Source organism: Bifidobacterium miconis (assembly GCF_019331735.1).
Classification (GTDB): Bacteria; Actinomycetota; Actinomycetes; order Actinomycetales; family Bifidobacteriaceae; genus Bifidobacterium; species Bifidobacterium miconis.
Genome location: NZ_JAHBBH010000048.1, coordinates 1 through 20,396, shown reverse-complemented (window position 1 = coordinate 20,396; position 20,396 = coordinate 1). Strand labels below are relative to the sequence as shown.

The window sequence follows — 20,396 nt, the reverse complement described above, 5'->3', positions numbered from 1 at the left end:
GCTGACCAAAAGGCCATAAAGCGGACTTATAACGACACCCAAGTTGTCCTGATGCCTTATGACAGGCCGATCTGTGATAGGTTTGCCGGGTTGCATTCGTAAGATTCGGGAGGAACCATGTCCGCACATTGTCACGGCCCGTTCCCGCATCGTCCCGAGATGGTCTCGGCATCACCGTTCGCCATGCCGTTCGGCGGGTGACGGGCGCCGCGGCGAGGCAATGATGCGACAATAAGGTGCATGACCAAGCATGTCGCCAGCTTCGCAAAACCGTTCGGGTACGCCAGATCGGACACGTACGCTTCACGGGATGCGTCCGTCCGCCGTTGGCTTGCCGTCGGCTGTGCCGCAACGGCGGCGTGCGTGATCGCGGAGACCGTGCTGCGCTGGCCGGACGGGCATTTGCTGTCGTATCTGCTGATTCCGACGCTGGCGTTGGCGTCGCTGGTCGTATTGCCGTTCGCGCCGCAGTCCGGCGCGTGGCTGGTGGTCACGCTGTATTGCGTCGGTCTGGTGTCGCCGTTTCCGATGTCGTACTCGTATTCGCTGGCGATGCCGATGGTCGTGGCGGTGATCTGGACGGACAGTCGTCTGGCGGCGTGTCTGTCCGCCGTGCTTGGCGTCACTGCTTTGATGGTTGATCGCAAGCTGCTGTTCGGTCTCGGTTTGTCGGATTCGGTGGTGGTCTCGTTCGCGTACTGCGTGTTCGCGTTGACGATCGGCGTCGCGTCGCGCTGGAGCGCGGATCGTGCGCGCCTGGCCGAGCAGGTGCGTCGGCAGACGGAGCGCGAGCGGATCGCCATGGTGCTGCACGACCGGATTTCGAACGATCTGGCATACGCGATCATGCGCATCGACCGCGATCTCGCGTCGCTCGACGACACGGAAGACGACGGACGCGACGATGCGCGTAGTAGCCGCGGTAATCGCGACGAATACGGAACGCACGATGACGCAACGCCGTTTGATGCCACAGCCGAACTGCGCGAGTTGCGCACGATCATCGACCATGCGCTGCACGGCACGCATCAGGTCATCACGACGCTCGACGATGCGCCGGCAACGCCGTCGGGTTCGTCGTCACGTTCTCTCGCGCATGATACGGACATAGTCGAGCGCATCGCCGCGTGCGTCGACGAGCAGGAGGACCGGCTGCACGCGCTCGGCTTTGCCGGGCAGACGACGCTGCCGGACGTCCTGCCGAGCCTGAGCGACCGCAGGTTCGACGAACTGACCGGACTGCTGTCGGAAATCTACACGAACATTGCCAAGCACGGCGATCCGGCGTGCGGCTATGCGGTGTCGATCGCCGAGGCCGACGACCCGTTCGCTGCCGCGGACCGCCGCGGCGGCACTGGCCCGGCCGTCATTATCACGGCGACGGACGTTCCCCGACGGCATGACGCGGCCGACGGGCTGGGCAGCGGACTGGAACGGTACCGGCGCATGGGCGTCGACGTGCATACCCGTGTCGAGGATGGTCAGTGGGTGCTGTCGGCGTGTCTCGAAGCCAGGTAGATGCGGATCGCCTCCGCTCGCGTGGCCGCTTTCAGCTTGGCCTTGGCATGGCCGACGACCACGAACACGGTGGACGTCTTGATGCCAAGTTCCTCGGCGATTTCGTCAGTGGAACGGTTCGCCGCGTACCGGTCCAGCACTTGCCGCTCGCGCTCCGACAGGGCCTCGGCCGGTTGCGAGGCGGAGACGACGGACCGATGCGCCGTGACCGCGTCCGTGAACCCCTCCCCGATGACGCCGCCGGCGGCCACGACGCGTATGGCTTCGGCCAGTTCGCGCGGCGTCGAGCTTTTGGGAATGAGTCCCTGCGCGCCAGCGTCGATCACGGCCTGACGGTAATGATCGAGCGCATACGAGGTGATGCCCAGTATCGGAGGACGATCCGACGCCATGCGGATGCGGCGGCACACGTCGACGCCGTCGACGTCGGTGAGCGACATGTCCAGCAACAGCACGTCGGGCATGGTGGCCTTGTCGTACAGGCAGTGATGCAGCGCCTGCGCGCCCGACTCGACGGCCCAGACCACACGCGCTCCAGACATCGCGCGACCTATCGTCTGCGCCAGCATGGCCAGAGCGAAACGGTCGTTGTCCACTATGCCGATCGAAGTCATACCGGTATTCTCGCACGGACGACGCGCATCCTATGGCAGGCAAGCCGGGCCGCGAAACACGTCGCGGAACATGCGCGGATGCCGTACGGAATCCGCGCCGTCAGTCGAAGTCCTTCGGCGTGATGACGGCGAGCAGATCAGCCTCGTGCAGCTGCCATTGACTGAACGGCTTGTCCGAGCCGAAGATCGCCACCGACGCGGTGGACATGCCGAGATTGAGCAGGTCGATGGTCGCCGGGCCGGAATCCGCGGAGGCGAGCCACTGGCTGGCGATCGACACAGTGGGCTCGTGTCCGAGCACCATAAGCACGCGATGCTTGTCCTTGGTATGGGCGAGTTCGTCGAGCACGGCCTGCATGCCGCCGTCGTACAGGCTCTGCCGGTAGTCGACCTTGGGGGCGTCGCCGAAGGTCTTGAGCATCTTCTCGCAGGTCTGCTGCGTGCGCAGCGCGGCCGAGCAGGCGATGCGGTCGGGGACGAGCTTCATGTCGAGCAGGCCCTTGGCCACCGCCTTCGCCTGCTTGAGGCCCTTGTCCGCAAGCGGACGGTCGCGGTCGCCGTTGACGCCGAACGGTTCGGCCTTCGCGTGGCGCATGATGATGAGGATGTGCTGGTAGGCTTTCGCTTTCTTCGCTGCCTTGCCCGGTTTGACGGCCATTCGTCCCTCTTTTTGGTCTCAATCGATACGATTCAAAACTGCCCTATATTATGGCCGATGAAAGTGAACTTTCGGACCGCGTGTTGTGCTGAAGACGTCGTCGCCGACCGGGTCGGTCCTCGTGAAAGTCAATCGGAAAGCGGCTTCCGCAAGGACCGGGACCGTGCGGTGAATCGTTTAGGAAAGATGTCCGACCTGCGTGTCGAGATCGCGCAGCACCTTGCGCAGCTTGCGGTCGGAGATATCACGCAGTTCGAGATCCTCCAGCTGCGCGGCGCGTTCCTCGTCCGTAAGCGAGTCGATGTCGGTGGTCGTATCCTTGGTGACGCGGTCGCGCTTCTTGAGCGCCGTGAATCCCTCCGCCATCGCACGCGAAACGACGAGGAACCCGGTGTGGCCAATCATTTGGTGGTCCGGGCGCACGGCGAGCCCCTGCGCCTTCCAGCTGCGCTCCAGCGTCTCCTGAATGTCCGGTTCGGTCCAGCGGCCGGCATCGCGCAGCGCCTCGACCAGACGCGACATCTGCGTGGTCGTGGTGATGTAGCAGACGAGCACACCGCCGGGAGCGATCACGCGGTAGGCCTGTTCGAGCCGGTTCCACGGGTCGAGCATGTCGAGCATGATGCGGTCGTATTCGTGCTCCGGCAGACTCGCCGCGACCGAGTCGAAGTCACCGGTCTTCAGATCCCACCACGCCGGCTTTTCGCCGTAGTACAGGGTCGCGTTCGCCTCGGCCACGCGCGCGAAATCGGGGCGCAGCTCGATCGTGGTCAGGTGGCCGGTCTCCCCCACCGCGTCGAGCAGGTTGACGCTCATCGCGCCCGAGCCGGCGCCCGACTCGAGCACGTGCAGGCCTTTGCGGATGTCACCGAGCTGGATGACCTGCGCGATGTCCTTCGGATACATGATCTGCGCACCGCGCGGCATCGACAGTACGTAGTCGGCCAGGCGCGGACGCATGACCACATAGTCCCAGCCGCCGATCGCGCGCGCGGCCTTCCACGGCTTGTTTTGGTCGCGTTCGGGATGCACCTGGTTGACCTGCGCCTCGCGTTTCGCGGTGACGGTGGTCACGACGATGCCTTCCGTACGGCCGATCACGTCATCATGGAGGATGAGGCCGTGCTCGGTCTGCGTGGAGCCGCCGGCGACCAACTGGTCGGTGATCTTCTTGCCCTTGCGGTCGGTGAACTGCACCTTCTCGCCGGCCCTGAGCGCCCCGCGACGTTCCTGCATGACTGTCTCTCCTTGTTTCTCCGGTATCCGGTCCTGTGGAAGCGGATACCAGTGTATCCAGTTCCCGGGATTGCTCCAGATAATCCCGGGAACCGGCTCCTCCATTACACTCGTTGACAGAGGTGATGATCATGCGTTTGAAGATGACCAGTCAGATCAATGTCGGTGGCACCGATCCGCTGTTCGTGATGTTCCACGGGTATGGCAATGACGAGAGCGAGATGGTACGGATCATTGACGCGGTGTATGCGGACCGGGCGGCGCATGCCGCGTCCGGCGCCGCGATACCGGCCAAGTTGACCGCCGAATATGCGGCGGAGCCAAGTTATCTGTCGTTCCGCGGCACTTACGCGAGGCCGTACATGGGCGGCAACTACTGGTATCCGGACGGCTGCGGGGTCGAGGAGCGGCAACGTGAATGCGCGGCCGTCGGCGAAGCCGTGAAGCAACTGCTCGGTTCCCCGTTGTTTGCCGATCGGAAGAAGGGGCTGATCGGGTTCTCGCAGGGCGGATATATGTCGTACCGAATGGTGCAGGCATATCCCGAAATGTTCGATGCGGCGATCCTGCTCAGCCCGTCGTTCAAGGGCGAGGAAAACGCCCGTCTGGACTCCCCCACACGATGCTTTCTAGCCTACGGTTCCGAGGACCGCACGATTCCCCTCGACGACCAGCGCAACGCCCGCAACGTGCTGGAGGCCACAGGTCATCTGACGTTCCGCGAATATGCCGGCATGGCCCACGCCATCAACGACGCGGAGATCGACGATATTCGCGCGTTCGTACGATCGCTGTGATCGCCTGTCGCATACTACGTCAATGGTCCTCTGGCATGCCTGCGTGCATCAGTTGCCCTGCCGGCTGATGCCGCCTTTGTGGCCGGTGGCCTTGAACGGCTTGGCTCGTTCGGCGAAAACCGGTTGCGATTGGTGCCGCGCATTTCCGGGCTTTCCGGACAGGCCCGTGTCGGTGTGCGATTTCGCTCGTCGACCGTTGCCACCAGTCTCGCTCGTTTGCCCGCCGACATTGATGCCCTTGGCCCGCAACGCCCTCATCCATCGTTCGTCCATGCCGTTCATCATACGTGCCGAACGGAAAATCCCTATAGTGGATGATGCAATACCAACATCTCTCCGATACTTCGAGACAAGGAGCGATCATCATGACCATGCTTGAACCGCCGGCCATTCCCGTGCGCCGCGCGCACGACGGGCTGGAATTGCCCGCGATCGGATTCGGCACGTACAAGGTGAACGGGTTCGCCGGAGCCGAGGCGATCAAATCGGCGCTGGAAGTCGGCTATCGACTCATCGATTCCGCGTTCAACTACGAGAACGAGGGCATTGTCGGCAAGGCGATCCGCGAATCCGATGTGCCTCGCGAGCAGATCATCGTCGCGTCGAAACTGCCCGGCCGTCACCACCAGTACGATCAGGCGCGTACGACCATCGAGGAATCCGTCGCGCGCATGGGACTCGACTACATCGATCTGTATCTCATCCACTGGCCGAACCCGTCGCAGGGCCAGTTCGTCGAGGCATGGCAGGCGCTCGTCGACGCGCAGAAGCAGGGCATCGTCAGGCACATCGGCGTGAGCAACTTCCTGTCCGGCCACATCGACCTGCTCATCCGCGCCACCGGCGTCACGCCGGCAGTCAACCAGATCGAACTGCACCCGTTCTTCCAGCAGTCGGCACAGCGCGCCTACGACGAGACCCATGGCATCATCACCGAAGCATGGAGCCCGCTGGGACGAGCCAACCAGATGCTCAAGGATCCGACCATCACGCGCATCGCCGACAAGCACGGCGTCTCCCCCGTCGCCGCGATCCTGCGCTGGCACCTGCAACTGGGCGACGTGGCCATCCCCAAGTCGCTGCACCGCGAACGCCAGCGCGCCAACCTCGACCTGACCGGTTTCGCGCTCGACGAGCAGGACATGCGCGACATCGCCGCCATGGACAATCCCGAAGGCTACACGTTCGGCCAGAACCCCCGCTGGCATGAAGAAGCCTGAAAACAAATAAGCCGGTGTGCGGGCGAACCGAGGGGAACGATTCGCCCGCACACCGGCTTTTGGCTTATAACCCGCTTATGCAGTCTGTCCGGCCGTTGCCGTCGAGGATTCGACGATAAGCACGCCGAACGGTTCGACGGTGCGTTCGCCGGGCGTGACATCCGTGTCGGTCAGCAGGTCGCGTCCGGTCAGCGAGGCCGGCAGGTCGACCGTGACCGGCACGTTGACCGGGTTGATGACGAAGGTGAACATGGTACCGTTGGCGGCGACGCGGCGCGTGACCTCAAGGTCGACGACACGCAGATCAGACGGCACGGTGGCATCCGGCACGATCGAACGCGAGTCGACGACCCCGGTCAACGGTCCGTTGGTGAGACCGGCGATATTGGTGCCGTCAAGCAGACGGTCGACGAACAGCGGCATGGCCGCATCGTCGGGGAATGTGGCCGCATAGAACACGCCGCCATTGCCCGTACTCGGGCGGAACGTGAAGGCGGGCGTACCAACATAGTATTCGCTGCCGTAGGTGGCGAGTACCTCTGTACCTTCATCAGCCTCAAGCACGTCGAACAGCACACGGCCGTGCGGGCCCGCTGCGTCGTTCGCACTGTCTGCAATGACGGGAGTGGTCCCAGTATAGCCCTCACGCGCATCATCGGCCGCATCCGTCGCGCCCGCCGCATCGGCGAACCTGAGCGGCACCACCGACGTATCCGGATCGAGCGCGTCGGTCTCTTCGACCCACACGCCCGCCAAGTCGCGCAACGGCACCGGAATCTCACCTTGGTACAAGCTGTCGTGCTCGTCGGTCAGGGCGCTGAGCGCAGTCAACAGCAGGCGCCCGCCATGGTCCACGAACCGGCGCAGACGCGTGACGAGCGATGCGCGCATCATGTACAGACAGGGCGCGAGCAACACGTCGTACGAATCATACTCATCATACGGACCGACGATATCGACAGGAATGTTGCGACGATGCAGTTCCGCATACCAACACTGCACTTCGGCCACGTAGTCCATCGAAATCGTGGGACCGGCCGACAGGTCGATCGCCCAGCGCGACTGCCAGTCGAACACCAGCGCCACGCGCGCCGGCGTCATGCGACTGCCGAGAATCCGTCCGGACACGCGCTTCAGCTCCGAACCGAGCGCGGCGCATTCGCGGAACGCGCGCGTGCGGTCCGTGCCGTCGGAGCCGATCAGGGCGCCATGGAACTTCTCGCAGCCGGCCCGGTTCTGCCGCAGCTGGAAGAACTGCACCGTGTCCGCGCCATGCGCCACGGCCTGCCAGCTCAACTGGCGCATCTGGCCGGGACGCTTCTGCGCGTTGAACGGCATCCAATTCTGCCGGCTCGGCGTCTGCTCCATCAGCATCCACGGGCCTCCCCCACCCACGCCGCGCATCAGCTCATGGCACATCGCCACGCTTGCGGCCGGCGTGTCCGGTCGCGGATACGAATCCCACGACACCACGTCCACGCCGTGGGCGTTACCGTTGCCGTCCAAGCCCGCACGCCAGCGGAAGTAGTCGTACGTCGGATACGTGCCCATCATGTTCGTCGTGACAGGATTGACCCGGTCGAACCTGCGGATCGCGGCTTTCTCCTCGTTGTACGACTCCAGCACGCACTCGCCGTAGAACCGCTGGTAGTCGAGCGAATACCCGCCGAGGATTGCCTTGCCGCTCCAACCGGTCATGTCCCCCAGCTCGTTCGGCGGGAAGATCTCGTCGAAGCTGTGGTAGGTGTGGCTCCAGAACGCCGAGTTCCATGCTTCGTTCACGGCCTCGATCGTGCCGTAGCGGGCGCGTAGCCATGCTCGGAACCTGACCGTGCATGTGTCGCACCAGCACATGCCGCCGTATTCGTTGCCCACATGCCACGCGACGAGATTGGGCAGACCGCCGTACCGTTCGGCAAGCTTGCCGGCGAGCGCCACGGAGTATGTGCGGAATGTCGGGCTGTTGATGCAGGCGTTGTGCCGTTCGCGGTGGCGCATTTTGCGGCCTTTTTCGTCGACGCGGTTGACGTCGGGGTGCCGTAGGCTCATCCATGCCGGCAGTGCGCCCGTGGACGTGGCCATGACGATAGACATGCCCGCGTCGGAAACCGTGCGCACGATCCGGTCAAGCTTGCTGAAATCGTATTCGTTCTCGCTTGGCTGCAGCTGTGCCCATGAGAATACGTTGAGTGTGACTTCGTTGATGCCTGCCTCCTTGAACAGGCGCATGTCTTCCTTCCACACCTCCTCCGGCCATTGTTCGGGGTTGTAGTCGCCGCCGTACAGCATCGAACCTTGTGCGGCGAGGCGTTCGGCGAAGGTTGGCAACGGTGACGGTGCCGTATGGCCATGGGTTTGTGGCATGGGATGCTCCTTGGTATGCGGAATGCGGTCCCGCGTCGGTGGTGCGGGGCCGCATTCATTGTATTGCCGGTGTCGTTATGCGATGTTGCTTGTTTGATGTGGAGGGAGGCGCTGCATGCATATACTCGGCGTGGCTGTTTTGATTAGTTTTTGGTTGCCTTGTCGTATGCTTCCTGCCAGATCGCGACGTTGTCGTCGATTCCCAATGCCTTAAGCTGTTTGGCGTATTCGTCCCATTCGCCGTCGATGCCGCCATTGGCGATCCATGTGGCGATTTTGTTGACGGCGTAGTCGAAGATGGCTGTGTTGTTGTTGGACAACGTGGTGATCTGTTCGGAAGTGGGGCGTACGTTGACAGGCATAACGTCCTTGGTTGGATCGATGTTCTTGTAGATGTCCTGATAGGCCGCGTCCATTTTCTTCAGGCGATCGATGTTGATTTCGTCCTCCCATTCGACCTCGTCGGGAATCCAGCCGGCGAATCCGCCTTCGGTCGCTTCACGCTTGCCCATGGTGCCGGTGTCCCAGAACTTGTCTGCGACCTTGTACCGGTGATTGCCCTCGTCGGTGACCCATTCGGGGATCGTGCCGCGGTATTGCTGTACGCCAAGCTTTTCGGAGAACAAACTGTTGATGATCTTGTACACGGTCTGCTTGTTGACGGCTTTAGCACTCATGACGGTGCTGCTGGCGAATGCGTATTGGTCGCGGCTCATATCCCACACAAGCTCCGGATCGGGGGTGTCGGCGGTGGGTTTGAGCGTGGGGATGGCGACGTATTCGTCTTCGAGGCCTGTGCCGAAGTCGGAGGCTCCCCAGCCGAACGCGCTGCCTACGAGCGCGGTTTTGCCATCCGCGTAGAGTTCGGCATTGTATTTGGAGTCATCTTTGGTGAGCGCGTCCTTGGGAATGAGGCCCTTGTCCATGAGCGTGTGCAAATAGGAAATGACTTGCTTGAAGCGATTGTCGGTCATGAAGTTGCCGGCTTTGCCGTCCTTGACGTAAATACCTTGGTTGGACCATCCGCCGGTGGCGAAGTGTGTAGTGATCCCTGTGGAGTTGAGCAGGAGGAACGGGTTTGCCCAACCGAACGACGTGGTATCGAGTTTCTTGGGGCTCAGCGGAATTTCGTCTGCTTTTCCGTTGCCGTTGGGATCCCGCGTTTTGAACGCTTCGAGCACGTTCATGTATTCGTCCCATGTGGTCGGCATATCCAGTTCGAGCTTGTCAAGCCATGTCTTGTTGATCATCAGATACTGCGCGGATACGGCGAATCCCTTGCCGCCATAGGATTTAAGTACGTACAGGTTGCCGTTCTCGTTTTCAGTCAACTTGCGTGCGGTCGGTATCTGTTCCAGATACGCTTTGACGTTGGGCATGGCGTCAAGATGCTGATTGAAGTCTTCGAAATACGGGAATCGTTGCGCATCATCATAGCTGAACGCGTTGATTGCGATATCGGGCACGGTTTCGGAAGCCAGACTCGTGGAACGCTGCTGGTCAAACGACTTCGCATCGACACTCTGCCATTTGATCTCGCATCCGCATGCTTTCTCGACCTGCTTGGTCCAGCCCATCTTCGCGACCGACATCTGATCCGACGACTGCACGACCATGACGGTGACGGGAACGTCCGCATTCGTGGCCGTGTCGGTACCGCATCCAGTTAACATGATGGCCGATGTCATTACGGCACCGGTTATGGTGATGATGCGCGCCCTGCTTGTCTTACTGTTGCGGCGGGTTCCGCCATGTTGTCCTGCGTACACCGTTCCACTCCTTAACTACGGACTCCAACGTTGGAATCACTTGCTTCCTTGCCACTGCTCCAAGGCCCTTCCCGGTGGCCGGACCTCTTGCAATCGAGAATATCCCCCTTGCTGACGCGATCATAGGCCGAATCGACGGTTTGTTAACATGAGTGCAAAAAGGTGCAACCGGGTATCAGGATCGGCAGGCTGGTCCTCCTCCGGCGCACTTCCCCTGACGAAATCGTGAACTTGTTCCGGATTCGTATCCACGATCAGATGGAACGATGCAGCTTGCGCCAGCGACTCGGGCTCATGCCGGTATGCCGAGAGAACGCCTTGCTCATTGCATACGCGGTGCCATACCCGCAGGCCAGCGCGATCTCCCCCAATGAAGTGGTTTCCCTGCCGAGCCGCTCCTGAGCCTGCGACAGACGCGTGCGGGCGATGAACGCACTCGGCGTGACGCCCAGGTCCCTCAGAAACAGCTTGTACAAGTACTCCAGACTGATGAACAGGTGGTCGGCCACTGACTGCACAGTGGCCGGATCTCCCAAATGCGCGTCGATGTAATTGATCGCCTCGCGCACCAGTGGAGTGCCGGACCGGCCAGACGCGTCGAACATCGCATGAGACCCCTCGCCGATCATGGACAATGCCTCCATGCATAATCCCTGCAACAACAATGGTCGCCTCGAGACGATCCGTCGTTCCTTCAGGATGCGCGACACGATCTTGAGCACTTCATCAGTATCGTCGACCTGGATGGCGGGGCCGTCCGCAAACCCGATTCTGCGAGCCACGTCATCGCTGTCCGGGCCTCGGAACGCAAGCCAGCAGTACACCCACGGATCCTTCGGATCCGCATAGTAGAGCACACGCTCCCCCTCCCGTATCAGAAAGGCATGGCCGGCGCCGATCGTCAGCTGACGGTCAGCATAGACGACGTGGCCCGTTCCGGACACGACCACGTGGACGATCGCGTATCCACGCGTCGGAGAGCTCAAATCAAAATCGCCGGTACGACGCTCATAGCCGACCGACACGATGCGCAGATCCGGCAGCGGCAGGTCGGCGTCGACGGACAGCTTCAGCGGATCAGCCATGGGAGCCTCCATTCGAATGTCATACCGAATATCGTATGCCCGCGCGTACATTTGACGCCTGTTCGGCGCTGTTCGACGCGGAACGATGACGTCGATCCGTGGAAACGCTTGCCGTTCCCGATTCCTCGGCATCGCATAGACTGAACGGGGCGCCGTCACGGTCGCCGCGGTCGCGAAGGGACTCAAGAATCGAGGTTGATGACGATGAGCGAAGAGAGAACCGGCTCCGGCTATGACCGGACGATCGTCGCGTGCTTCAACGGGTACGTCACGCAGGCCATCATCAACAATTACGCGCCGCTTCTGTTCGTCACGTTCGCGTCCACGTTCGACATCGGTCTGGCGCGGCTGTCGATGCTCATCACGGTCAATTTCGTCACGCAGTTGGTCGTCGACCTGCTCGCCGGACGTTACGTGGATCGGATCGGATACAAGCCGTGCATCATCGCCGCGCATGCGGTCTCGGCGACGGGACTCCTGTCGTTGGGCGTATTGCCGTTCGTGCTGCCGGATCCGTTCGCGGCGATCCTGATCTCCGTGATGTTGTACGCGTTCGGCAGCGGACTGATCGAAGTCATGGTGTCGCCGATCGTCGAGGCCTGCCCGACGCGGCACAAGGCGAAGATGATGAGCCTGCTGCACTCGTTCTACTCATGGGGGCAGCTGCTCACGGTGGCCGTCAGCACCTTGTTCCTGCACGCGTTCGGCATAGGCGCATGGCCGATGCTGGCGGGCCTGTGGGCCGTAGTCCCGATCTTTGGCATCGCGATGTTCGCCGGCGCCCCCATGCCGAGCATCGTGCCGGAGCATGTGGAGAGGCTCGACGGAGGGCGTATGCTGCGCCGCCCCGTGTTCTGGCTGCTGTTCGCGATGATGCTGTGCGCGGGAGCGGCCGAACAGGGCATGAGCCAGTGGGCCAGCGCGTTCGCCGAGTCGGCGCTCGGCGTGACCAAGGTCGTCGGCGATCTGGCCGGCCCCGCCGCGTTCGCGCTGATGATGGCCCTGTCGCGCACCGGCTACGGCGTGTTCGGGCATCGGATCGACCTGCGCGCGTTCATTGCGGGCAGTTCCGTGCTGTGCGTCGTCTCGTATTTGCTTGCCGCGTTCGCGCCGTCGCCGCTGGCCGGTCTGATCGGCTGCGCGTTGACCGGTTTCGCGGTCGGCATCATGTGGCCCGGCACGTTTTCGCTCGCCGCCGAACGCATGCCCGGCGGCGGTACGCTCATGTTCGCGCTGTTCGCCGTGGCCGGCGATCTCGGCTGCGCGGCGGGCGGCACCATGGTCGGCCTCGTCGCGTCCATGAACGGCGACGATCTGAAAACCGGCATTCCTGCAGGCACCGTGTTCGCCGTCATCCTGCTCGCATGCGTGCTCACACTCAGCAGGCGTCACGCATCGACCGGAAACTGATCGCGTCGCAGTCATGACATCGGTCGCGTACTATTCGTGGCCGAACTCGGCCGTGGCTCGTTCCACCAGCGTGTAGTCGGTGACATAGGATCGGGCCGGCCCCTCGTATCCTTCGACACGTTCGATCAGCATGCCCACGGCGTGTTCGGCATAATCCCTGATGTTCGGATCGATAGTGGTCAGGGCAGGCACCGAATACTCGGATTCGGGAACGTTGTCGAATCCGACCACCTGCACGTCCTCCGGTACGCGAAGTCCCCGCGCCTGCAGCTCGTAGATCGCGCCGAGCGCCATCGCGTCGTTGAGGCAGAGCATGACCTGCGGAAGCGGAAGCCGGTCGAGCATGTCCGCGACGGCGCGCACGCCGGATCGCCGGTCCCAGCCGAACGTCGCGATCGCGTACCGCCAGTCGATCGTCATGCCATGCTCCTCGAACGCTCGCACATAGCCCTGCATGCGCAGCGACTGCGCGCCCTCACGGCACTGCCTGATGTACTGTTCGCTGGACACGTTCGGCGGACAGCCGATCAGCGCGACGCGCGTATAGCCCATGTCAAGAAACCGTTTCGTGACCGCCCGCAACGATTCGGCGTTGGGGACCGTGACGGAATCGCATTTCCCGTACGACAGATAGTCGCCAGCCAACACTATCGGATACGGCTGGTCAAGCATGCTTCCACCGTCGGTCAGCGCCCGGTCGGCGGCGAAGATCCAGCCGTCGGCTCCAAGACGCAACGTGTCGGCGATGCTGCCGGCAAGACCTCCTTTATCACGACTGTACGTGTTGACGATCACGCCGTATTGCCGTCGTTTGGCCGCCGCGATCACGCTGTCGGCGAGATACGCGCCGAACGGTTGGCTGAATCCGGCGATGTTGAGTCCGATGAGCTTCGATCCGCCGGAACGCATGGCTCGGGCCGATACGTTGGGCGTGTATCCGAGACGACGGATGGCGTCCTCGACGCGCCGCCGGGTCTCCGGTCGCATGCGGCCGGACTGGTTGAGCACGTTGGACACCGTCTTGATCGACGTGCCGGCTTCCTTCGCCACGTCCTTGATGGTCACCCGCAAGCCCATGCCATACCTCCGCGTCTTCCGATCGTATCGGCCACCACGCTAGCATGACGGTTTGGTTTACCGTGATTTACAGTTCGCGCGCGGCTTCCAGAACCCAGCGGATGTGGTTCCAGTCGATCGCGGCGTCGACGGTGCAGTCGCCGCCCAGAATCAGGCCGCGCTTGCCGTGGTCGAGAATCAGCGACCGCGTGTAGTTGCGGATCTCGTCGTGCGTGCCCGTGTAGATGATGCCGCGTCGCGTGGTGCCGTCCCAGTGGGTTTCGAAGCCGCCCATCACCGTCTTGCCGCCGAAGAATTCACGTCCTTCGATCAGGGACAGTCCTTCTACGAATACCGCCCAGTTCACCGCGCGTACCGGATAGTCGCGCCACAGTTCCAGCTGGTTCGTGGCGCCGGCCCACCCGCACATGTGCAGGATGTTGTTGTCTGAGTACCGGTTGGCGTGTTCGAGCACGTACAGGTCGCTGGGACGGACCAGCTTCCGGTATTGTTCGGGTGTGAAGCGGGTCGCCTCGCCGCCCTGCACGCAGTAGTAGACGCCGTCCACGCCGGCCTCTTCGACGAGCCGTTCGCACAGCAGCGCGTTGGTCAGCGCGATCGCGTCCAATGCGCGCATCACCGGCAGCGGATCACGCTTGAGCGCGTCCGTCAGGTCGTCGTAGCTGCGGCCGCGCTCCTCGAACGCGAAGCGCAGCGAGGAAAGCGGGCAGAACACGTTGTAGAACACGCAGCATTCGCCGTTCACGCCCTCGACGATCCGCTTGGCGCGCTCGACTTGGCCGGCGATGAACGGATCATTGGCATCCAGTGGTCGGACCAGATCCCAACGGCCTTCGGTCACGACCTCGTCGGGCACGGGATACGCGAAGAACCCGTCGCACATGACCTTGACGAAATCCAGGTCCGTCTGCCGCCAATAGCGCAGGTGGGCCCGCACGTTTTCTTCGCCCTGGGCTTCGGCTCCGGAAAAATGGAACCAGAATCCCGCCGGCACATGATCGACCGGCTCGCCCGCCAGCGCCGCCAGCACCCGTTCCCGCTTGTTCACCACGCACTCCTTGCCAATGTTGTGTCCAGTCTTCACGCGGGGAACGATTCGAGTGATTCCGGGAGTGCGGCGGACCGACGGCAGTCGGTTCGTCCAGTCCGGAGTCCTGTATCGAATCATCTTTCCCGGTGAATTAGGTACAACGTTACCCCGGCGATGGGAGGTGACATCCACATCGGATATATCCGTTTCTTATACGATGTTGAAAACAACATATTTCCCAAGCAAGAAGTCGTTCGATATATTTGATACAACGTTATTTCATATTGATCATGACGCACGGCCAGCCGACCGTCCGCACGGGTCACTGCGCAGTTTGCCGATCGCATTGAAGCCCGGAGACGATCCCGCAATCAGAAAACCGACCTGCCTGACGACGGCCAACGCGAACGACAGCACCGTCACCCACGATTTGCCGTGAACGCCGATGCGCGAGACAAGCCACGGCACGGACGCCGGCACGGGGGAAGCGGATTCCATAGTTCAGAGCACCAGTCCCTTGGCCTGCAGCTGACGGGCCAGTTCGTAGGTGAAATTGCGGATCTTCATCAGATCCTTGTGCGGGTCACGTCGCATCTCCTCGATGCGACGGGTCGGCGGGTAATACATCGGCACCATTTCGCCGGCCTCCAGCAGGTTGGCGCAGCGTTCCGCGGCGTCAAGCAGGTCGTCGGCCGTGGCCTCCTGATGCTCGCGGTCGGTTCTCGCCGACAATTCGAGTCGTTCCTTGACGATCGCCAGCGTGTGGTCGACCTCGTGCTCCTGGTTGAGATCCGGCAGGATGGCGCTGTCGGAGCGGTTGCGGAAGAAGCCTTGGATCGCGGCCACGATCGACGGGTCGCGCACGGTGCCGTCGGGGTAGACGATGCCGTGCACGCGGCTCCACTGGTTCGTTTCGGCCGGGATCATCAGCTCGAACAGATAGTAGCCGATGCTGTACTTGTTGCACAGTCTGATTTCCAGCTCGTACGGGTTGGCACGGCAGATACAGCCGGTCTCGTTGTTGATGACCGGCTTGCCGTACTTGCGGCCCATCTCGACGGCCTTGCGGCAGGATTCCTCGACAAGCCGGGAGGACTGCAGATAGTCGTGGTAGACGATGATGTCGGCCAGTGCGGCCGTACCGCTCAGTTCGTTGTCCTCAACGCGCACATGGCCGACGCCGATCGCGTTGACCGGATCGTTCTCGCGGATCACACTGATCACATGCCGCACGTGTGCCCAGACAAGATCGAAACGACGCGCCTGTTCGGCCGGATCGTCCACGCTCTGCAGGAAACCGTGCCAGCCCGGCTCGTTGTACGCATCCCAGAACAGGAGTCCCGGCTCGTCCTTCAGCGTGTTGACCACGTCGGCCACGTACGCGTCGCCGATCGCCCAGTTCGCCGGATCGTAGCAGCCCGGGATCGGCGCGTTGCTGTGCGCGGGGGCCGACCAGTACGGCTTCTGGTCGTCGGTGAAATACGGCATCATCAGAATCGGTGTCGTGGAGATGCCCTTCGACCAGGCCGTGCGCACCAGATCGCGGATCTCGGCGAGGAAACCCTCACGGTCCTCCTTCCAGCGGCTCATGTGGAAGAACGGACGGCAGCTGTTCAGCGTCAGTCGCTGCGCGTACGTGAAGTCGCGCTCCATGACGTCATGCTCGTACCGGTCGTACTCGTAGTTGAATCCCTTGATGAAACTGTAATCGTCCAACGGTTTCATGATGACCTCACTCCTTTGCGAAACACCGTTTGGTTAACGTTAATTCAATCTCTTCAAGTACACTTCCAGTCAAGACCCGACACGCAAAGGCAAGGAAGTCATGAACGATATGAACGTCAGAACATACGGCATCAAGGACGTGGCGGACCGCTTCCACATCGAACAGTCCACACTCAGATACTACGAGGATTCCGGCCTGCTGCCCGGCGTCGAACGCAATGCCGGCGGACGCCGCGTCTACACCGACTGGCATATCGACCGGCTCGGCACCATCCTGTGCTTCAAGCGGGCCGGCATGACCATCGACGAGCTGCAACGCTTCTTCGCCTATGAAAACGGCGAACGGGAGAACATCGACGCCATGGTCGACCTGCTCGAGCACCGTCATCAGGAGATCATCAAGCAGGAGCAGGCATTGCACGATGCGCACCAGCAAGTCCTACGCAAACTGCACTTCTTCAAGGGTATCCGCCAAAGCTACATCGACGGCACGCCCAAGCCCGACTGGTCGCTGTATGCCGGACAAAACTATCTCCAATAACCTCCAACCAGAAAGAGCCCAGAGCGACTCGGATTGGTGCATCGCACGCGTTTCTTCCCGAATCTCCCTCCGCCAAACCATTACAATGAGGATGTCACGGGTCGTCGGCGGACACCGCACCGGCGGTCGGCCCCCGTCGCCCGCCATCGCAGCCGACGCGACGAAGCCAACTACGCAAAGGAGCGCATCATGGGTCAGCATATTCAAGGCAAGCTCGAAGGCAAAACCGCCATCATCACCGGCGCCGCGGCGGGACTCGGCGAAGGCATCGCCGAAGTGTACGCGAAATACGGCGCGAACATTTGCATGGTCGACCTCTCCCCCGACGTCGAACACACGGCCGCGCGCATCCGCGGACTGCACCCGGACGCGCGCATCATCACCATCACGGCCAACGTGGCCGACAAGGCGCAGATGATCGACGCCGCCAAGCGCACGGCTGACACGTTCGGCACCATCGACATCGCCTGCTGCAACGCCGGCGTCTGCCGGCTCGCCCCGTTCGAAGACATGACGGACGAGATGCGCGACTTCCACATCGACGTGAATATCAAGGGCGTGTGGAACAGCTGCCAGGCGGTGATTCCGTACATGCTCGCCAACGGCGGCGGCTCGATCGTCATCGCCTCGTCGGTCACCGGCGACATCGTGGCCGACGCGGGAGAGGCGGCCTACGCCATGACCAAGGCCGCGCTGGTCGGTCTGACCAAGTGTCTGGCCGTGGAATACGCGGATCGCCACATCCGCGTCAACTGTTCGCAGCTCGGCTATGCGCGCACGCCGATGGTGGAGAAGATGGCGATCGAATCCAATCCGGCCGACCCGGAGTCGGCGATCCGTGACATTGCGGCCGGTGTGCCGATGAAGCGTCTAGCCAAGCCCACCGAAGTGGGTGAACTGTTTGCGTTCCTCGGCAGCGACGAATCAAGCTACATCACCGGCGCGCAGATGGTCATCGACGGCGGCAGCACGCTGCCCGAAACGATGAGCATCGGCACCAACTGATTCGACACAAACCGGCACGAACCGGGCACTCGGCGCGATGTGCCGCTTGCGGTTCGCGTAGCACAGTCGCGCGCCTAAATGCACACATTCGCAGCCGGCGTACGAATCGCACGGATCATCGCGCCGGCTGTGATAGGCTCGCTGTGACGATGGCGGCGACGGTGCCGCTTCACCGACAGGACGGAGGATCAGCATGGCTGACGCCACGATTTTCGACCAGTATCCGCTCGACCAGTGGAAGGATCCGGCGCATCGCATCATGGACCGGTTCTCGCTGAAGGGCAAGAAGGGGTTCGTGACCGGCGGCGCGGGCGGATTGGGTCGCAACACGGCCGCCGCGTGGGCCGAGGCGGGCGCCGACGTGGCGATCGTCGACCTGCCGCGCACCAGGGAGACGCTCGAACCGCTCGCGGCCGAACTGTCAGAACGATACGGAACCAACGTCGTGCCATTGTACTGCGACGTGTCCGACAAGACGCAGGTCGACGAACTGAAAACCCGGCTGGTCGACAAGCTCGGCACCGTCGACGTCGCGTTTCTCAACGCCGGCGTAAACGTGCCCGGCGACGACGCGGACGAACCGTACGAGGTCTGGCGGAAAACCATCGACATCAACCTGACCGGCGCGTACCTGACCGCGCAGATCGCCCAGCACATCATGCGCGAGCACAACCACGGCGGCTCGCTGATCTTCACGTCGTCGCTGTCCGCGCACAATGCGAACTTCATCGCCGGCGGTCCCTCCCCGGTCGCCGCGTACGGCGCGACCAAGGCCGGCATCTACGAATATGCGCGCTATCTGGCCGCGGCGCTCGCCCCGTACGGCATCAGGTCGAACGCGATCTCGCCCGGATACGTGTGGTCCGGCATCTTCGAGGGGCGCATCGTGCCCGAAGCGCACGACATGATGGTCGCGCCCGTGCCCATGCACCGCTTCGGCACCAACGAGGAGATCGCCTCCGCCGTCCTGTTCCTCGCCAGCGACGCGTCCAGCTACGTCACCGGCACGAACCTGCAGGTCGACGGCGGATACTCCGTGTATTAAACATCGCCGTAGCGCATCGCCGTAGCGCTCACGATTCGCACGGCATGAGCGCTTCTACCCGCATGTTGGCCGGCATCACCGCAATCCGCAGGATGCCGGCCAACGCAACGCAGCGACATCGTCGCAGCACCGGCCGTCATACCAGGCCAAGCGTCGCGAACGCGTTCGCCAGACCGTCGTCGTGGATGTCGGTGGTGACGATGTCGCAGAATCGTTCGATGCCATGCGTGGCGTTGCCCATGGCGACGGACGTGCCGGCGGCCTTGAGCATGGCCGTGTCGTTGTCGGAGTCGCCGATCGCGATCGTGTCGGCGATGCCGTAGCCGAGCGCCGCGGCCACGTCGCGCACCGCACTGCCCTTGTCGACGCCGTTGATGAGCAGTTCGCCGTTGTTCGGCGAGATCTTGTCGTACGAGCCGTGCACGAGCTCGAACCACGGCGACATGTCGCGTCTGACGTCCTCGAACGTCACGTCCGGGTCGGGGCCGGTGAAGTACGATCCTTTGCTGGTCTTCAGCACCTGGCCCAGCGTGGAGCCTTCCGGAATCTCGACGTCGTCGATCATGTGCCAGTATTTGGCGAATTCGTCGCTGCCCCACGCGGTGTGTCCGTTCTGAAGATGACGCAGATAGCCTTCCGAAATGTACATGCCGTCCGCGCCCTGCCACTGGTAGGTTTCGATGTGGTGCTTGCGGAAGTACGCCATCGCCGCGTCGATCGCCTCGGCCGGCACGAGATGCTCGAACAGGATCTTGTCGCCGACGTTCGCCTGCGCTCCCGCGCATGAGACCACGCCGTCGAATCCGAGATCGAGAATGCTACGCTCGATTTTCGGCAGCGACCGGCCCGTGCAGATGAACAGCTTGTGTCCGTTGCGCTGCGCCTGCCGGCACGCGGCCTGCGCCGATTCGGGCACGCGATGGTGCTCGTCTGCCAGCGTGCCGTCGATGTCGATGAACACGAGTTTGCCTGAAACCATGATGCCTCCTTGCGATGGTCGGATGCGTTGCGTGCGGTGTGCGCTGCCTGCTGCGCGCTGCCGTACGGCGGTTGCGTCTCACACGGCGTACGCGGCCCAGCGGCCGTGCGTGTGCTGGACTTCGATCGGCATGCCGAACAGGCCGGACAACCGTTCATCGGTCAGGCCTTCTTCAAGCGGACCGGTGTAGACGATGGTGCCGGCCGAGGGATTGCCCATCGCGTCGATGCCGTCCTCGGTGGCGTCCTCGGCGGACACGGGCTTGCGGCCCATGATGGCGATGTGGTCGAAGCCGGCCGGAATCTCCTCGAGCCGGTGCGTCA

At 62.5% G+C, this 20,396-nt stretch carries 19 protein-coding genes and 1 pseudogene; 7 read left to right on the top strand and 13 right to left on the bottom strand.

The genetic code is table 11. The features are described from left to right. Positions 1 to 240 precede the first annotated feature (240 nt). The gene (locus KIH79_RS12980; RefSeq protein WP_236023829.1) at positions 241 to 1,518 is read left to right on the top strand and encodes a sensor histidine kinase; all 1,278 of its coding nucleotides are present in this window, start codon (positions 241 to 243) and stop codon (positions 1,516 to 1,518) included. Here KIH79_RS12980 and KIH79_RS11520 read toward each other — a convergent pair. The 3 genes from KIH79_RS11520 to KIH79_RS11510 form a co-directional block, all read right to left on the bottom strand. Then, positions 1,482 to 2,132, bottom strand: coding sequence for a response regulator transcription factor (locus tag KIH79_RS11520; RefSeq protein WP_219059505.1), 651 nt, complete (start codon positions 2,130 to 2,132; stop codon positions 1,482 to 1,484). The two genes, KIH79_RS12980 and KIH79_RS11520, sit on opposite strands and share 37 nt — an antisense overlap. Positions 2,133 to 2,232: 100 nt before the next feature. Next, positions 2,233 to 2,790, bottom strand: a complete 558-nt coding sequence (locus KIH79_RS11515; RefSeq protein WP_219059504.1) for a SixA phosphatase family protein — start codon at positions 2,788 to 2,790, stop codon at positions 2,233 to 2,235. A gap of 177 nt (positions 2,791 to 2,967) precedes the next feature. Further along, positions 2,968 to 4,026: a tRNA (adenine-N1)-methyltransferase gene (locus KIH79_RS11510; RefSeq protein ID WP_219059503.1), complete on the bottom strand. Its 1,059-nt coding sequence runs from the start codon at positions 4,024 to 4,026 to the stop codon at positions 2,968 to 2,970. Between the two features lie 131 nt (positions 4,027 to 4,157). On the opposite strand from KIH79_RS11510, the gene KIH79_RS11505 reads away from it, so the two are divergent. After that, positions 4,158 to 4,823, top strand: coding sequence for an alpha/beta hydrolase (locus KIH79_RS11505; RefSeq protein ID WP_219059502.1), 666 nt, complete (start codon positions 4,158 to 4,160; stop codon positions 4,821 to 4,823). 48 nt (positions 4,824 to 4,871) lie between these two features. On the opposite strand, the gene KIH79_RS11500 is transcribed toward KIH79_RS11505, so the two are convergent. Further along, entirely contained in the window at positions 4,872 to 5,096 is a 225-nt protein-coding gene (locus KIH79_RS11500) for a hypothetical protein (protein WP_219059501.1), read from the bottom strand. Positions 5,097 to 5,194: 98 nt separating this feature from the next. On the opposite strand from KIH79_RS11500, the gene KIH79_RS11495 reads away from it, so the two are divergent. Beyond that, entirely contained in the window at positions 5,195 to 6,043 is an 849-nt protein-coding gene (locus KIH79_RS11495) for an aldo/keto reductase (protein ID WP_219059509.1), read from the top strand. A 75-nt stretch (positions 6,044 to 6,118) separates the two neighbouring features. On the opposite strand, the gene KIH79_RS11490 is transcribed toward KIH79_RS11495, so the two are convergent. From KIH79_RS11490 to KIH79_RS11480, 3 genes are all read right to left on the bottom strand, one after another. Continuing rightward, a complete protein-coding gene (locus KIH79_RS11490) occupies positions 6,119 to 8,407 on the bottom strand; it encodes a beta-galactosidase (RefSeq protein WP_219059500.1) in 2,289 nt (762 codons plus the stop codon). Positions 8,408 to 8,550: 143 nt separating this feature from the next. Beyond that, on the bottom strand, positions 8,551 to 10,080 hold the full coding sequence (locus KIH79_RS11485; protein WP_219059499.1) for an extracellular solute-binding protein: 1,530 nt from the start codon (positions 10,078 to 10,080) through the stop codon (positions 8,551 to 8,553). Positions 10,081 to 10,430: 350 nt separating this feature from the next. After that, complete coding sequence (locus tag KIH79_RS11480; protein ID WP_219059498.1) at positions 10,431 to 11,261, bottom strand: AraC family transcriptional regulator; 831 nt, start codon at positions 11,259 to 11,261, stop codon at positions 10,431 to 10,433. 204 nt (positions 11,262 to 11,465) lie between these two features. On the opposite strand from KIH79_RS11480, the gene KIH79_RS11475 reads away from it, so the two are divergent. After that, positions 11,466 to 12,671, top strand: a complete 1,206-nt coding sequence (locus tag KIH79_RS11475; RefSeq protein ID WP_219059497.1) for an MFS transporter — start codon at positions 11,466 to 11,468, stop codon at positions 12,669 to 12,671. A 30-nt stretch (positions 12,672 to 12,701) separates the two neighbouring features. On the opposite strand, the gene KIH79_RS11470 is transcribed toward KIH79_RS11475, so the two are convergent. The 4 genes from KIH79_RS11470 to KIH79_RS11455 all read right to left on the bottom strand — a co-directional run bounded on the left by KIH79_RS11470 (position 12,702) and on the right by KIH79_RS11455 (position 16,503). Next, a complete protein-coding gene (locus KIH79_RS11470; protein ID WP_219059496.1) occupies positions 12,702 to 13,748 on the bottom strand; it encodes a LacI family DNA-binding transcriptional regulator in 1,047 nt (348 codons plus the stop codon). Positions 13,749 to 13,815: 67 nt separating this feature from the next. Continuing rightward, entirely contained in the window at positions 13,816 to 14,796 is a 981-nt protein-coding gene (locus KIH79_RS11465) for a uroporphyrinogen decarboxylase family protein (protein ID WP_219059495.1), read from the bottom strand. A gap of 270 nt (positions 14,797 to 15,066) precedes the next feature. After that, positions 15,067 to 15,276: a hypothetical protein gene (locus tag KIH79_RS11460; RefSeq protein WP_219059494.1), complete on the bottom strand. Its 210-nt coding sequence runs from the start codon at positions 15,274 to 15,276 to the stop codon at positions 15,067 to 15,069. A 3-nt stretch (positions 15,277 to 15,279) separates the two neighbouring features. Next, positions 15,280 to 16,503: a hypothetical protein gene (locus tag KIH79_RS11455; RefSeq protein WP_219059493.1), complete on the bottom strand. Its 1,224-nt coding sequence runs from the start codon at positions 16,501 to 16,503 to the stop codon at positions 15,280 to 15,282. 100 nt (positions 16,504 to 16,603) lie between these two features. Here KIH79_RS11455 and KIH79_RS11450 point away from each other — a divergent pair, with 100 nt between their 5' ends. The 3 genes from KIH79_RS11450 (at position 16,604) to KIH79_RS11440 (ending at position 19,094) form a co-directional block, all read left to right on the top strand. After that, complete coding sequence (locus KIH79_RS11450) at positions 16,604 to 17,044, top strand: MerR family transcriptional regulator (RefSeq protein ID WP_236023827.1); 441 nt, start codon at positions 16,604 to 16,606, stop codon at positions 17,042 to 17,044. Positions 17,045 to 17,233: 189 nt separating this feature from the next. After that, positions 17,234 to 18,049 (top strand): SDR family oxidoreductase UcpA, encoded by an 816-nt coding sequence (gene ucpA / locus KIH79_RS11445; RefSeq protein WP_219059492.1) that lies wholly within the window; start codon positions 17,234 to 17,236, stop codon positions 18,047 to 18,049. A gap of 193 nt (positions 18,050 to 18,242) precedes the next feature. Next, positions 18,243 to 19,094, top strand: a complete 852-nt coding sequence (locus KIH79_RS11440) for an SDR family NAD(P)-dependent oxidoreductase (RefSeq protein ID WP_219059491.1) — start codon at positions 18,243 to 18,245, stop codon at positions 19,092 to 19,094. A 136-nt stretch (positions 19,095 to 19,230) separates the two neighbouring features. Here the strand turns inward: KIH79_RS11440 and KIH79_RS11435 are convergent, their stop codons facing one another. Then, positions 19,231 to 20,073 (bottom strand): HAD family hydrolase, encoded by an 843-nt coding sequence (locus KIH79_RS11435; protein ID WP_236023826.1) that lies wholly within the window; start codon positions 20,071 to 20,073, stop codon positions 19,231 to 19,233. 78 nt (positions 20,074 to 20,151) lie between these two features. Continuing rightward, positions 20,152 to 20,396 (bottom strand): annotated as a pseudogene (locus tag KIH79_RS11430) (ABC transporter ATP-binding protein); the annotation flags it as partial.